This window comes from Streptococcus sp. HMSC10A01, assembly GCF_001807785.1.
GTDB classification, from domain to species: Bacteria; Bacillota; Bacilli; order Lactobacillales; family Streptococcaceae; genus Streptococcus; species Streptococcus gordonii.
Genome location: NZ_KV790965.1, coordinates 168,751 through 184,050 on the forward strand (window position 1 = coordinate 168,751; position 15,300 = coordinate 184,050).

Genomic DNA, 15,300 nt, shown 5'->3' on the forward strand with positions numbered 1-15,300 from the left:
ACAGCATCATGCGGTATTGATATTAGATTTGATTCTTAGTTGCCAGTACAATTAGTATTATTTGGGCTAAAAATCAATATGCTTTTAAGATATTATATAGTTTGTTAAAAAAAAAATCAAATTTGTTCGGAGATTCCATAGATTCTCTAAGGCTTTTTTTGTCATTGGTTTCTTCTTTTTTTAAATTCTAGTATAATAGGAACTAAAGATTACAAGCGAAGGAGAGGCCAGTGATTGCACAGTTAGATACTAAAACAGTATACAGTTTTATGGACAGCCTCGTCTCAATTAAAAAATATGTGGAAAAGGCGAAAGAATTTGGTTATAGTCACTTAGGGATTATGGATATGGATAATCTCTACGGAGCCTATCATTTTTTAGAAGAAACAAAAGTAGCTGGAATTCAGGGGCTTTTAGGTCTGGATTTGAACTTAGTCAAAGATGGACAGCCTTTGTCCTTACGATTGTTGGCGATAAACAGCCAAGGTTATCGGAATTTGATGAAGGTTTCAACTCTCATCATGCTTGATAAAAAAGAGTGGTCAGATATTCAGCATTTGATGCAAGGTTTGGCTCTGATTGTTCCTGCTTATCCTGGAATTGATGATTTAGATCTGGGAAAAGATTATTACATTGGGGTTTCTCCAACGACTCCTCTTCAAGATTTTTCAAGGCCTACGCTACCTCTTTATACTGTCCGCTATTTTGATACAGGAGACTTGGAAACCTTGCAGATGCTGAGGGCTATTCGAGAGAATGTTAGTCTGAGAGAGGTAGGGGATTTGCCAAGCGGTCAGCATTTTTTGCGACCCGAGCAACTTAGGGACGCTTTTGAGAAGACCTTTCCAGAGAGTTTGGAAAATCTTGAAAGACTAGTTCAGGATGTCCATTATGATATCGATACAGAGTTAAAATTGCCACGTTTTAATCCGGAGCGTCCAGCAGTGGAAGAACTACGTGAGCGCTCAGAAGCTGGGCTGAAAAAACGAGGCTTAACAAGCTCTCTCTATCAGGAACGCCTCAATCAGGAACTTGCTGTTATTCATCAGATGGGCTTTGATGATTATTTTCTCATCGTATGGGATTTGTTGCGTTTTGGACGTAGTCAGGGTTATTACATGGGAATGGGGCGAGGCTCTGCAGTAGGAAGTCTGGTGGCTTATGCTTTAGAAATCACAGGAATTGATCCTGTCAAAAATAATCTACTCTTTGAACGCTTTCTAAATCTGGAACGCTACACTATGCCTGATATTGATATCGATATTCCAGATGTATACCGGCCGGAATTTATTCGTTATGTCCGTGATCGTTATGGTACACTTCATGCTGCCCAAATCGTGACTTATTCGACCTTTGGAGCTAAGCAGGCCATTCGTGATGTTTTCAAACGCTTTGGTGTCGCAGAGTATGAGCTGACCAACATCACTAAGAAGATTCGCTTTGGAGATAGTCTGAGTACAGCCTATGAAAAGAATATTGCATTCCGACAGATTATCAATAGCAAGTTAGAGTATCAAAAGGCCTTTGACATTGCTAAAAAAATCGAAGGGAACCCCCGCCAGACCTCTGTTCATGCGGCGGGTGTTGTAATGAGTGACAATGATTTGACAGACCAGATACCACTCAAATATGGCGAGGATATGTATATTACTCAGTATGACGCCCACGGAGTCGAGAGCAATGGACTTCTCAAGATGGACTTTCTAGGTTTGCGCAATTTAACCTTTGTCCAACGAATGAAAGAAGCTGTCATAAAGAAATATGAGATAGACATCCAAATTGAGTCCATTGATCTGGAGGATAAAAAAACTTTACAACTTTTCGCTACTGGTGATACCAAAGGAATCTTTCAATTTGAACAGCCAGGAGCCATCAGTTTACTCAAGCGAGTTCAGCCTGTTTGTTTTGAAGAAGTAGTCGCTACAACCTCTTTGAATCGACCTGGTGCTAGTGATTATATTGACAATTTTGTCAAGAGAAAGCATGGTCGTGAAGCTGTTGTCTCAATTGATGAAAGCCTAGATGATATCCTGTCTCCAACCTATGGTATCATGCTCTATCAGGAGCAGGTCATGCAAGTTGCCCAGCGCTTTGGGGGCTTCAGTCTAGGAAAAGCCGATATCTTACGCCGAGCCATGGGTAAGAAAAATGCTGTAGAAATGCATAAGATGGAGGAAGAGTTTGTCTTAGGCGCAATGAAGCTTGGACACTCAGAAAAGAAAGCTAAAGAAGTCTTTGCCATCATGGAGAAATTTGCTGGCTATGGCTTTAACCGAAGTCATGCTTACGCTTACTCAGCCTTAGCCTTTCAGTTGGCCTATTTCAAGGCTCATTATCCAGAAGTTTTCTTTGATGTTCTCTTAAATTATTCTAGCAGTGACTATGTTACGGACGCACTTAGCTTTGGATTTAAGCTTGCTCCCTTGACCATCAATACAGTCCCTTATCGCGATAAATTTGAGGAAAATCAAATCTTTCTAGGTCTGAAAAATATTAAGGGACTTCCTCGTGATCTAGCTTACTGGATTATTGAAGAGCGACCTTTTACTGGAATTGAGGATTTTCTGCTACGCTTACCATCCCAGTATAGGAAAGAGTCTTCTTTGATTCCTCTGATTCAGATTGGCCTTTTTGATAGTTTTGAGTCTAACCGTCAAAAGATTATCTCCAATCTAACAAACCTCTTCATTTTTGTGGAAGAGCTGGGAAGTCTCTTTGCTGATAGCAGTTATTCATGGACAGAGGCTGAGGATTATAGTCAGTCTGAAAAGTTTGAGTTGGAACAATCTATTCTTGGCGTTGGCTTATCAGATCATCCTTTAATGACCATTGCCAAAGCGACAACAGAATCCTTTTCTTGGATAGGAGATCTAGCTGAAAACAGCAGGGCAAAAATTCTTGCTCAAGTCCAGTCTATCAAAGTTATTCGGACGAAAAATGGTGAGAATATGGCCTTTTTGCAGGTCACTGACACCAAAAAGAAACTGGATGTGACCCTGTTCCCAGAAACTTATAAGTTACTAGCGAATCGTATAAAAGAAAAAGGTATTTATTTTTTAACGGGGCGTATTCAGGAAAGGGATGGTCGTTTGCAAATGATTTTATCTGAGGCGGTAGAAGCTAGTTCAGAACGGTTTTGGATTCAGCTAGAAAACCATGAACATGATCTTCAGATTGCAGAAATCCTCCAACGATTTCCGGGATCGATTCCAGTTGTTTTACACTACGAAATTGATGGTAAAACAATCGCTGCACCGCATTTCCAAGTGGAAAAATCAAAGGATTTGCAAGAGGATTTACAAAAATTTACAATGAAAACGATTTATCGCTAAAAAAGGAAGAATTTTCCCTAAGATTGTGGTATAATCAGTTAGAATGTTAAAAGAAAAAGGAGCATAAACGAATGAAACGTATTGCTGTTTTGACCAGTGGTGGAGATGCCCCTGGAATGAATGCTGCCATCCGTGCAGTAGTTCGTAAAGCAATTTCTGAAGGAATGGAAGTATTTGGTATCTATGATGGATATGCTGGTATGGTTGCTGGTTCGATTCAACCATTAACAGCTGCATCGGTAGGGGATATCATTTCTCGAGGCGGTACTTTCCTTCACTCTGCTCGTTATCCTGAGTTTGCGCAAAAAGAAGGGCAACTTAAGGGAATTGAGCAATTGAAAAAGCATGGAATTGAAGGTGTCGTGGTTATTGGTGGTGACGGTTCTTACCACGGTGCTATGCGTTTGACAGAGCATGGCTTCCCGGCTGTTGGTGTACCAGGTACAATCGATAATGACATCGTTGGTACTGATTTTACAATTGGTTTTGATACAGCAGTAACAACAGCAATGGATGCGATTGACAAGATTCGTGATACTTCATCTAGTCACCGTCGTACTTTTGTTGTTGAAGTAATGGGACGTAATGCTGGAGATATCGCGCTATGGGCAGGTATTGCTACTGGTGCAGATGAGATTATTGTTCCTGAAGAAGGTTTCAAATTTGAAGAGATTGTGGCTAGCATCAAACGTGGATATGAGGAAGGTAAGAAGCACAATATCATTGTTCTTGCAGAAGGTGTTATGTCAGCGGATGAATTTGGTGAAAAATTGAAAGCTGCTGGTGATACAAGTGACCTTCGTGTAACTGAGCTTGGTCACATTCAACGTGGTGGTTCTCCAACTGCTCGTGACCGTGTTCTTGCTTCTCGCATGGGAGCACATGCTGTTGAATTGCTTAAAAAAGGAATCGGTGGTGTAGCCGTCGGTATCCGCAATGAGAAAATGGTTGAAAATCCAATTCTTGGAACAGCAGAAGAGGGTGCACTCTTTAGCTTGGCGCAAGATGGTAAGATTATCGTCAACAATCCGCACAAGGCAGATCTTGCTTTGTCTAGTCTAAATCGTAGTATTTCTATTTAATTTGTTATAAAGGTCAGAATGGCCAAATATATAAAAGGAGTTTCATAAGATCATGAACAAACGCGTAAAAATTGTTGCAACATTAGGTCCTGCGGTTGAAATCCGTGGTGGTAAAAAATTCGGTGAAGACGGATACTGGGGTGAAAAACTTGACGTTGAAGCTTCAGCTCAAAATATTGCTAAATTGATTGAAGCAGGAGCAAACACTTTCCGTTTCAACTTCTCACACGGTGACCACCAAGAACAAGGTGAGCGTATGGCGACTGTTAAACTTGCTGAAGAAATTGCTGGACAAAAAGTTGGTTTCCTTCTTGACACAAAAGGACCTGAAATCCGTACAGAATTGTTTGAAGGTGACGCAAAAGAATATTCATACAAAACTGGTGAAAAAATCCGTGTTGCAACTAAACAAGGAATCAAATCAACTCGCGAAGTGATTGCTTTGAACGTTGCTGGTGCCCTTGACATCTACGATGATGTTGAAGTTGGTCACCAAGTTTTGGTTGACGATGGTAAACTTGGTCTTCGTGTTTTCGCAAAAGACGATGCAACTCGTGAATTTGAAGTAGTCGTTGAAAATGACGGTATCATTGCTAAGCAGAAAGGTGTAAACATCCCAAACACTAAAATTCCTTTCCCAGCACTTGCTGAGCGCGACAATGCTGATATCCGCTTCGGTCTTGAGCAAGGAATCAACTTCATCGCGATTTCATTCGTACGTACTGCAAAAGACGTCGACGAAGTTCGTGCAATCTGTGAAGAAACTGGTAATGGTCACGTTCAATTGTTCGCTAAAATCGAAAACCAACAAGGTATCGACAACTTGGATGAAATCATTGAAGCGGCTGACGGTATCATGATTGCTCGTGGTGACATGGGTATTGAAGTACCATTTGAAATGGTTCCAGTTTACCAAAAAATGATCATCACTAAAGTGAATGCTGCAGGTAAAGTTGTTATCACAGCTACAAACATGCTTGAAACAATGACTGAAAAACCACGTGCAACTCGTTCAGAAGTTTCAGACGTATTTAACGCTGTTATCGACGGAACTGATGCAACAATGCTTTCAGGTGAGTCTGCAAATGGTAAATACCCACTTGAGTCAGTAACTACAATGGCTACAATCGACAAGAACGCTCAAACTCTTCTTAACGAATACGGACGTTTGAACTCAGATTCATTTGAACGTAACTCTAAAACAGAAGTTATGGCTTCAGCAGTTAAAGATGCTACCAACTCAATGGATATCAAATTGGTTGTAACACTTACTAAGACTGGACACACAGCCCGCTTGATCTCTAAATACCGTCCAAATGCTGATATCTTGGCGTTGACATTTGACGAATTAACAGAGCGTGGATTGATGTTGAACTGGGGTGTTATCCCGATGTTGACAGACACTCCATCATCAACTGATGACATGTTTGAAATTGCTGAACGTAAAGCAGTTGAAGCAGGTCTTGTACAATCTGGTGATGATATCGTTATCGTTGCTGGTGTACCAGTTGGAGAAGCTGTTCGTACAAACACAATGCGTATCCGCACAGTTCGCTAAACATATATATAAAACCAATGATTCTCTTGTAATCATTGGCTTTTTTTATTCTGTAAAAAATGGTATAATAGGGTGAAAAAGGAGAGATGATGGTTAAGAGAGATTTGATTCGTAATTTGCTGATCCTTGTGATAGCAATTTTCATTTTTGTTGCCTTGCGTCTATTAGTTTTTACTCCCTATACTATAAAATCACAAGATTCAAATCACTATCTTGCTGAGAATGATTTTGTATTAGCGATTAGAGGAGAAAAGATTCAGAGGGAAGATTTTGTTCTTTACGAAGTAGATGGTAAGGAATATGTAGGACGAGTGATTGCCAAAGGAAATGATGCATTCATCTATATGGATGATGTCTTATATCTGAACAATAAGATTAAAACTGAGAATTACTTATCTAGTTTAAAGGAAAAATACCTGGCAACACCTGGTAACTCAGGTTATTTTACGCATGACTTTAGCTTGCAGACGCTGACTGATTCAAAAACTCGTAAGATTCCGAAGGATTCCTACTTGATATTAAATGATAATCGGCAGAATACAAGAGATAGTCGAGAGTTTGGTTTAATTACTAGCAAGCAGATTCAGGGAGTCATTTCATTCAGAATTTCCCCATTAAAGAAGTTTGGTTTTATTGAGAATAAGTAGAAAACAAAAAAGAAGAGGCCTAGGCCTCTTCTTTCAGAATTCTGCTTTGTTCGCTTCTTGCATTTAATTATAGATTTGAAGGGATTAATAATTAAGGTTTTTAAAAATTGGAATCTTTTTGTCCCAAACTCTTTTTTGGAGATAAGGGACTATTGTCCCAGACTCTTTTACAATACTGATATTGCCTATTTAACTATCATTTCTTTTATTAGGAATCATTCTAAAATGTGATATAATAAGGGTGAATTGGAAATAGGTAAACTATTTTCATCATTCTTTCAAAAAATATTATATTAAGAAATATGTAAAGACAAGATTAGAAAGTGAATATTCCTATGTCTTCTTACAAAAAGGTCTCCCTTTCTGAGATCAATCAATCTATTGAAACTCCGAATAACAATCATTTTTGGCAAAATCTAAAAGCATTTTTAGGGCCTGGAGCTCTTGTAGCGGTTGGTTATATGGATCCAGGAAACTGGATCACCAGCGTGGTTGGTGGCGCCTCCTACAAGTACAGCCTTTTATTTGTTATTTTAATTTCATCCATCATTGCTATGCAGTTACAACAGATGGCTGGAAAGCTCGGTATCGTGACTAGGATGGACCTAGCGCAGGCAACAGCTCATCATGCTCCCAAGTGGCTTCGCTATAGTTTATGGGTGATTTTAGAATTAGCTTTAATGGCGACAGATTTGGCTGAAGTTTTAGGTTCAGCAATTGCCTTAAATCTTTTGTTTAAAATACCGATTATGATTGCTATTCTTCTAACCGTTTTAGATGTATTTTTGTTACTTTTATTGATGAAATTTGGTTTCAAAAAAATTGAAGCCATTGTTACGACTCTTATTTTAACCATATTAGCCATCTTTGCCTATCTTGTGGCCTTATCCAATCCAAGTATCCAGGGGATTATTGGTGGTTATTTACCAACTTCAACTTTATTTGAAACACCGTTACCAGGTCATGAAAGTCAATTGACCTTGGCTCTAGGGATTGTAGGTGCGACAGTCATGCCTCATAATCTCTATCTCCATTCCTCCCTATCCCAAACAAGGAAAATCAATCACAAAGATAAGAAGGATGTTCGGAAAGCAGTGCGCTTTATGACCTGGGATTCAAATCTTCAGTTGTCCTTAGCCTTTGTTGTCAATTCCTTGCTTCTTATTTTAGGGGCATCTCTCTTTTTTGGTCATGCATCTGAAATTTCGGCCTTTTCTCAAATGTACAATGCTTTACAGGATTCGACAATAGCAGGAGCGATAGCTAGCTCAACTCTGTCAACTTTATTTGCTCTGGCCCTCTTAGCAAGTGGACAGAATTCTACCATTACAGGCACTTTGACAGGTCAGATTGTTATGGAAGGTTTCTTGCATCTGAAATTACCTCAGTGGATTATCCGTATCGGGACACGTATTTTTGCCTTGCTCCCTGTGATTATAGTCGCCGTCTTGTTTGGACATCAAGAAAAAACCTTGGATCAGTTATTGGTCTATTCGCAGGTCTTTCTTTCAATCGCTCTTCCATTCTCAATTTTCCCCCTAATTTATTTGACATCTAAGAAGTCACTGATGGGAGAATTTACCAATGCCAAGTGGAATACAATCCTAGGTTACGCAGTTTCAATCATCTTGACCATTCTCAATATCAAGCTTCTTTTCGATATTTTTTAAACTTGTTTAAATCAGGTCTCGGCATCAGCTTGAGGATTGATAAAGAAATAATAGTAGTGGTTGGTTCATGAAAATTAAAAACAAAAAAGAACAGCTGAAACTGTTCTCAGATCGAAGACAAACGTCATTTTTGGCGTTTGTCTTTTTATCTTTTCAAAAATATTTTGTTCCATCATCTCCTAATCTATCCCAAAATCTGAATTTGAGAAAAATAAAAAGGGATACAGATTGAAGAGGCCTAAGTCTCTTCTTTTTTGGGTATTTAGATCTTATTCAAACCAATCTGAGTTAAAGCCTAGGATTATGTCACTTAGGAAATCTTTAATCTCCTTTTCTGGTTTCTTGGTGGAAGATATTTTGCCAGTTTTCGTGACGTCGCCAGATGCTTGTGTGAAGAACGTCATCAATTTGATAACGGATAAGCTTGGTTTTGTGGCTGATAGAAATCAGTTCAAAATTTTTGAACTTTTTTTCTGAGGATTTTTCAGCCTGAAATTCAGCCTTATTTAGCTGACGGCCATCTTGGGAAATGTAGAAGAATTCTTCAGAAAGTAAATTGTCTAACTGACTTCCTTGGTCAACTAGTTGTTCACGCATTAGGAGTTTTTTATAGACATTATCGAGTATTTCATCTTCTGGTATGGGAGCGGGTTCAATGTGAATATCAATGTCAAAAATCCCAAAGCGTTCCATTAACATCTCTTCAACTTGATCAGCAATTTCGTGACTCTCATAGACGGAAAGGTCCGGATTCATTTCAAGAATAATATCTAGATAGATATTGCTTCCATAAGTGCGGCCTCGCTGGGACTTAACTTGTGTGATTTTAGGAATTTCAAGGATGGCTTGCTTATAATCTTGCAAGAGGCTTTCATCGAATCCATCAGAAAGACTGAAGGAGGATTCCATAAAAATATCATAAGCAGTTTTTAAGATGAAGAAAGTAATAATAATGGCTACCAGCTGGTCAACTAGGGGATAGTTCAAGGCGCTCGCTATAATAGCAATTGAAGTACCAAGGGAAGTGATAGCATCTGATAAATTGTCTTTAGCCGCTGCTTCTAGGGCTTTAGAGTTGGCTCTTTTTGCAAGTTTTTTATTAAAGAGATAAACCCCAGTCATGATGATGGCTGAGATAAAACCTACGATTGCACCTAGAGGATCGATGGCTGTGACTTGTTTGGAAATAATCTTTTGAACGGTTTCAAATAAGACGTCCAGTCCAACAAAAAACATGATGAGGGAAGTGATTAAACTAGCCAGGTCTTCAATCTTCCAGTGACCAAACTTATGGTCCATATCAGCTGGTTTTCGAGCCATTCGCAGACCAATAAGAACTGCAATATTAGCGACGATGTCGGAAATGTTATTGAAACCATCAGCAGTCAAACTAGAAGAGTGTAGCATAGAGCCTGCAATCAACTTGGTAGTAGAAAGAAGGATATAGGTCACAATAGCTAGCAAGGCACCCTGCTCTGCCAGTTTGAGATTTTTTGAGGGATTGTTCATGCTTACTCCTTTCAGATAGTACATTATAGCGTTTTTTTGACTTTTTTTCAAATAATCATTGGTATATAAAGAGCTAGGAGATTGTTGTAAATTTCTTGCTTTTTATCTTTTGATTCTGTTGACTCGGTACACCCTTTGAAGGTATTTTTTGGTATAATAATAACATTGACTTTGAAAGAGGAAGAAAAATGCATCCTTTATTAAACGGTATGAATGACCGTCAGGCTGAGGCGGTTCAAACAACAGAAGGGCCTTTACTGATAATGGCGGGAGCTGGTTCTGGTAAGACCCGTGTCCTGACCCACCGCATCGCCTATTTGATTGATGAAAAGATGGTCAATCCTTGGAATATCCTCGCCATTACCTTTACCAATAAGGCGGCGCGGGAGATGAGAGAAAGGGCTGAAAAACTTAAAATGGAGGCCCAAGATTGCTTAATCGCTACCTTCCACTCCATGTGTGTACGCATCCTACGGCGAGAAGCAGACCATATTGGCTACAACCGCAACTTCACCATCGTTGATCCGGGCGAACAGCGGACTCTGATGAAGCGGATTCTCAAAAATCTCAATCTAGATCCCAAAAAGTGGAATGAGCGTGCCATTCTGGGGACTATTTCCAATGCTAAAAATGACCTGATTGATGAGGTAGCCTATGCGAATCTAGCTGGTGATATGTATACAGAGATTGTGGCTAAGTGTTACACGATCTATCAAAAGGAATTACGCCAGTCTGAGGCCATGGACTTTGACGACTTAATCATGCTGACCTTGCGGCTTTTTGATCAAAATCCTGACGTCCTGACCTACTATCAGCAACGTTACCAGTACATTCATGTGGATGAATATCAGGATACCAACCATGCCCAGTACCAGCTGGTCAAGCTCTTGGCTTCCCGCTTTAAGAATATCTGTGTGGTCGGAGACGCTGACCAGTCTATCTACGGCTGGCGGGGAGCCGATATGCAGAATATCCTGGACTTTGAAAAGGATTATCCAGAAGCTAAGGTAGTCCTGCTTGAGGAAAACTATCGCTCGACTAAAACTATCCTTCAGGCGGCTAATGAAGTCATCCGAAACAACCGCAACCGCCGTCCCAAAAATCTCTGGACTCAAAATGAAGACGGTGAGGAAATTGTCTACTATCGGGCTAATGACGAGCAGGACGAGGCTCTCTTTGTCGCTCGGACTATTGATCAGCTGAGCCGAGAAGGATACAGTCATAAGGATTTTGCAGTTCTTTACCGGACCAATGCCCAGTCACGTACGGTGGAGGAAGCCCTGCTCAAGTCCAATATTCCCTATACTATGGTCGGTGGAACCAAGTTCTACAGCCGCAAGGAAATCCGCGATGTTATTTCTTATCTCAATCTCATCGCTAATCCTAGCGATAATATCAGCTATGAGCGCGTAATCAATGAGCCCAAGCGTGGAGTCGGTCCAGGAACGGTGGAGAAAATTCGGGATTTTGCGTCTAGTCAGGAAATGTCTTTACTGGATGCGTCGGCCAATATCCTATTGTCGCCAGTCAAGGGCAAGGCTGCTCAGGCGGTCTATGATTTTGCCAATATGCTTCTGGATTTGCGGGAGCGCTTGGATGACTTTACAGTGACGGAGCTGGTAGAAGCCGTACTGGAAAAGACAGGTTATGCTGCAGCTTTGGCTGCGCAGGCAACCTTGGAAAGCCAAGCACGGATTGAAAATATCGAAGAATTCCTGTCTGTAACCAAGAATTTTGATGAAAGTCCAGACAATCCTACTGATGAGTCTGGTCTTGATAAGCTCAGCCGTTTTCTCAATGACTTAGCCTTGATTGCAGACACAGATGACGGAGATACGGAGAGTTCTGAAGTGACTTTGATGACCCTCCACGCAGCCAAGGGATTGGAATTTCCGGTCGTCTTTCTGGTTGGAATGGAGGAAAATGTCTTTCCTCTTAGCCGGGCATCTGAAGATGAAGATGAGTTGGAAGAGGAGCGGCGTCTGGCCTATGTCGGTATCACCCGAGCAGAGAAGATTCTCTATCTGACCAATGCCAATTCCCGTATGCTTTATGGTAAAACCAACTATAATCAACCTACTCGCTTTTTGAGAGAAATCAGCTCAGACCTGCTAGACTATCAAGGACTGGCTCGACCAGCAAACAGCTCCTTTAAGGTCAGTTACACCAATAGCGATACTAGCAAATTTGGTCAAGGCATGAGTCTGGCCCAGGCCCTGCAAGAGCGGAAACGTCAGGCGGCACCAAGTTCCATTTCTACAAGCAGTCTGCCTTTTGGAAAGAGCAGTCAGAGCCAGCCTTCTAAGCCGGAAGTTGCTTGGGCAATCGGAGATATTGCTCACCATAAGAAATGGGGCGATGGGACAGTTCTGGCAGTCTCTGGCAGCGGAAACAATCAAGAGCTTAAGATTAATTTCCCAGAAGTGGGACTGAAGAAGGTGCTAGCCAGCATAGCGCCGATTGAGAAAAAATCATGATGAGGCAGTCGATTGAAGCCTGGATCTATCATCCAGAGGAACGAGAAATCTTGCTCTTGAAAGTTGAGGATGAGACTGTTTCCTTTTGGCAGCCCATTACTGGTGGGATTGAGAGTGGCGAGAGTCCAGAAGAGGCCTGCCTTCGTGAAATAAAAGAGGAGACCGGCTTGGTCTTACATCGTTCAAACCTGACGAGTCTTGGAGATTTTATGGTAAAGATTGATGAAAATCTGTCCATCCACAAGAATCTTTTTCTAGTTCTGACAGAGCAGAAGGACATCCAGATTTCTGATGAGCATGTGGGAGCTCAGTGGGTAGCTTTAGACAAAGTTTCGTCGCAGTTGTACTGGCCCAGCAATCAGGCGACTTTTGAGATTATAACCGAGAAGCTATAAGATATAGCTTCTCTTTATTTCTTTTGATAAGGAAATTCTATTAGTCAAGCGGGGCGTTTAGTGGTAGACTTATCACATAACTATAGTGAGGTGACCTTATGACACGTGAATTTAAATTTGAAACCCTGCAACTTCATGCCGGACAGACAGTTGACCCGACAACCAAGTCACGGGCTCTGCCTATTTATCAGACAACTTCCTATGTGTTTGATGATACTCAGGAGGGTGAAGATCTTTTTGCCCTACGTAAGCCGGGCAATATCTACACTCGGATTACCAATCCAACTCTGTCTGCTTTTGAGGAGCGGATTGCGGCTTTGGAAGGTGGAGTCGGAGCTCTAGCAACAGCTTCTGGTATGGCAGCTGTTACCTACACCATTCTAGCTTTGGCCCATGCTGGCGACCATGTAGTAGCAGCCTCTACCATCTACGGTGGTACCTTTAATCTGCTCAAGGAAACCCTGCCTCGCTATGGCATTACCACGACTTTTGTGGATATTGAAAATCTGGCTGAAGTAGAAGCAGCCATTCAGGACAATACAAAGTTGGTTCTGATTGAAAGTTTGGGCAATCCGCTGATTAATATTCCTGACTTTGATGCTTTGGCAGAGCTGGTTCATGCCCATAAAATTCCGCTGATTTCCGACAATACCTTTGCTACCCCATATCTAATCAATGTTTTTTCTCATGGAGTGGACATCGCGGTGCATTCTGCGACTAAGTTTATCGGTGGTCACGGAACCAGCATCGGTGGTGTGATTGTGGACAGCGGTCGTTTCGACTGGGAAGCTTCTGGTAAGTTTCCGCAGTTTGTGGACCCAGATCCGAGCTATCATGATATCAGTTATACACGCGATGTCGGAGCGGCAGCCTTTGTCACTGCTGTCCGGACCCAGCTCTTGCGCGATACGGGCGCAGCTATGTCTCCCTTCAATGCCTTTCTTTTCCTACAAGGGTTGGAAACTCTCTCTTTGCGAGTAGAGCGCCATGTGTCCAATGCGGAGAAGATTGTAGATTTCTTAGCAGGGCATCCTAAGGTTGAGCAGGTTAATTATCCTAAGCTTGCTGACAGTCCTTATCATGCTTTGGCAGAAAAATATTTCCCTAAAGGTGTGGGCTCTATTTTCACCTTTAATGTAAAAGGTGGGGAAAAAGAAGCTCGTAAGGTTATTGATAGCCTAGAGATTTTCTCTGACTTGGCCAATGTAGCAGATGCCAAGTCCCTGGTTGTCCATCCAGCTACAACGACTCACGGTCAGATGTCACCAGATGCTCAGCTGGCAGCAGGCATTACACCAAATCAAATTCGACTCTCTATCGGTCTGGAAAATGTGGATGACTTGATTGAAGATCTCAAGCTAGCCTTGGATCAATTATAAGAATAGGTCAATCATAGTTTGAAGGAGGTGTTTGGTATGATCAGATATGACTGCAATCCACAGCTGGATTTTGCAGCTGTACTAGACCTCTATGCTTCAGTTGGTTGGAGCAATTACACCAATCATCCTCGGCGGTTAGAGCAAGCCTTCCATCAGTCCTTGTTTGTAATGGCAGCCTATGATGACGATGAGGAGTTGGTTGGTTTGATCCGAGCGGTCGGAGATGGGCTTACCATTGTCTTCATTCAGGATTTGTTGCTGTATCCACACTACCAGCGTCAGGGGATTGGCCGGAGCCTTCTTCAGCAGACGTTGGAACGATTTAAGGATGTTTACCAAATCCAGCTGGCAACGGAGCAGTCAGATAAAAATCTAGCTTTTTATCGAGAGCTCGGCTTTCGCCGACAGGAAGATTTCGACTGTACTGGCATGATTTATGCACCTAATAAAAAGTAAAATTCTAGAGGAGCTTGTTAATAAGCTCCTTTTCTCATGTTTATAAGAGAAAAAGGAATAGAACTAGACTGATGAAAATATTTTTCGGTCTCTTTTGTTTTTCCTTGACAGTTAAATTGTCAGAATTTATAATAAAAGAAGAAAGGTGATAACGGTGTTATCGAATTAAAATCATGAAAAAAGAAACAGATGAGTTAAACGAAAAAATCTTGGAAAGCGCGAGGAGTGAGTTCTTGGCTTATGGCTATCAGGATGCTTCACTGCGGAGAATTTGTCGCGCTGCTGGCTTGACGACTGGGGCACTTTATAAGCGCTATGAGGGTAAGGACAGTCTCTTTACTGCCCTGCTTGAGCCTACTCTGATAGCTTTAGATCAGTATGGACAAGAGCAGAAGCGACGTGACTATGCTTTCCTAGAAGAGGGGCACCTGTCTGATATGTGGGCCCATCGTTTAGAGGATCTCCAGTCCCTGATGCGGATTCTCTATGAGTATAAGGATATTATGCAGCTTTTGCTCTTTAAATCTCAGGGATCTTCGCAAGCGGACTTCAGGATGAGTCTCCCTCATTTGGCTGCAGACGAGACTTATCGCTATTTGGAGCTGGCTTACAAAGAGGGTAAGATTAATCATTTGCTCAAACACGAGTTTCTGCGATCGTGCATGACGGCTTATTACACAGCTGTATTTGAGCCCTTGGCTCAAGACTGGCCCCAAGAGCAGGCGCTGGAATTTTGCCATTCCATCATGGACTTGTTTGACTGGGGAGGTTTGCTCGGTTTTTGATAGAAAGAAG

The 15,300-nt window shown here is 41.5% G+C and carries 11 protein-coding genes; 10 read left to right on the forward strand and 1 reads right to left on the reverse strand.

Going from position 1 to position 15,300, the window contains the following annotated elements:
- The first annotated feature begins 230 nt into the window (after window positions 1-230).
- The 5 genes from HMPREF3108_RS02420 (at window position 231) to HMPREF3108_RS02440 (ending at window position 8,289) form a co-directional block, all read left to right on the forward strand.
- Window positions 231-3,332, forward strand: coding sequence for a DNA polymerase III subunit alpha (locus HMPREF3108_RS02420; protein ID WP_048775156.1), 3,102 nt, complete (start codon window positions 231-233; stop codon window positions 3,330-3,332).
- 71 nt (window positions 3,333-3,403) lie between these two features.
- Window positions 3,404-4,414: a 6-phosphofructokinase gene (gene pfkA, locus HMPREF3108_RS02425; RefSeq protein WP_045635228.1), complete on the forward strand. Its 1,011-nt coding sequence runs from the start codon at window positions 3,404-3,406 to the stop codon at window positions 4,412-4,414.
- 52 nt (window positions 4,415-4,466) lie between these two features.
- The gene (gene pyk / locus HMPREF3108_RS02430) at window positions 4,467-5,972 is read left to right on the forward strand and encodes a pyruvate kinase (RefSeq protein ID WP_045635229.1); all 1,506 of its coding nucleotides are present in this window, start codon (window positions 4,467-4,469) and stop codon (window positions 5,970-5,972) included.
- Between the two features lie 89 nt (window positions 5,973-6,061).
- Window positions 6,062-6,619, forward strand: coding sequence for a signal peptidase I (lepB, locus tag HMPREF3108_RS02435; RefSeq protein ID WP_045635230.1), 558 nt, complete (start codon window positions 6,062-6,064; stop codon window positions 6,617-6,619).
- 335 nt (window positions 6,620-6,954) lie between these two features.
- Entirely contained in the window at window positions 6,955-8,289 is a 1,335-nt protein-coding gene (locus HMPREF3108_RS02440) for an Nramp family divalent metal transporter (RefSeq protein WP_045635231.1), read from the forward strand.
- A gap of 321 nt (window positions 8,290-8,610) precedes the next feature.
- On the opposite strand, the gene HMPREF3108_RS02445 is transcribed toward HMPREF3108_RS02440, so the two are convergent.
- Window positions 8,611-9,798 carry a cation diffusion facilitator family transporter gene (locus HMPREF3108_RS02445; protein ID WP_045635232.1) on the reverse strand — a complete coding sequence of 396 codons (1,188 nt, stop codon included), beginning with the start codon at window positions 9,796-9,798 and terminating at the stop codon, window positions 8,611-8,613.
- Between the two features lie 188 nt (window positions 9,799-9,986).
- Here HMPREF3108_RS02445 and pcrA point away from each other — a divergent pair, with 188 nt between their 5' ends.
- The 5 genes from pcrA to HMPREF3108_RS02470 all read left to right on the forward strand — a co-directional run bounded on the left by pcrA (window position 9,987) and on the right by HMPREF3108_RS02470 (window position 15,290).
- Window positions 9,987-12,275, forward strand: coding sequence for a DNA helicase PcrA (pcrA, locus tag HMPREF3108_RS02450; RefSeq protein ID WP_048777878.1), 2,289 nt, complete (start codon window positions 9,987-9,989; stop codon window positions 12,273-12,275).
- The gene (locus tag HMPREF3108_RS02455; protein WP_048777876.1) at window positions 12,272-12,670 is read left to right on the forward strand and encodes an NUDIX hydrolase; all 399 of its coding nucleotides are present in this window, start codon (window positions 12,272-12,274) and stop codon (window positions 12,668-12,670) included. Before pcrA ends, HMPREF3108_RS02455 begins: the two co-directional genes overlap by 4 nt.
- Before the next feature lie 98 nt (window positions 12,671-12,768).
- Window positions 12,769-14,049: an O-acetylhomoserine aminocarboxypropyltransferase/cysteine synthase family protein gene (locus HMPREF3108_RS02460; RefSeq protein ID WP_048777873.1), complete on the forward strand. Its 1,281-nt coding sequence runs from the start codon at window positions 12,769-12,771 to the stop codon at window positions 14,047-14,049.
- Window positions 14,050-14,085: 36 nt separating this feature from the next.
- On the forward strand, window positions 14,086-14,505 hold the full coding sequence (locus HMPREF3108_RS02465) for a GNAT family N-acetyltransferase (protein ID WP_048777871.1): 420 nt from the start codon (window positions 14,086-14,088) through the stop codon (window positions 14,503-14,505).
- Between the two features lie 173 nt (window positions 14,506-14,678).
- Complete coding sequence (locus tag HMPREF3108_RS02470) at window positions 14,679-15,290, forward strand: TetR/AcrR family transcriptional regulator (RefSeq protein ID WP_048777869.1); 612 nt, start codon at window positions 14,679-14,681, stop codon at window positions 15,288-15,290.
- Window positions 15,291-15,300 lie beyond the last annotated feature (10 nt).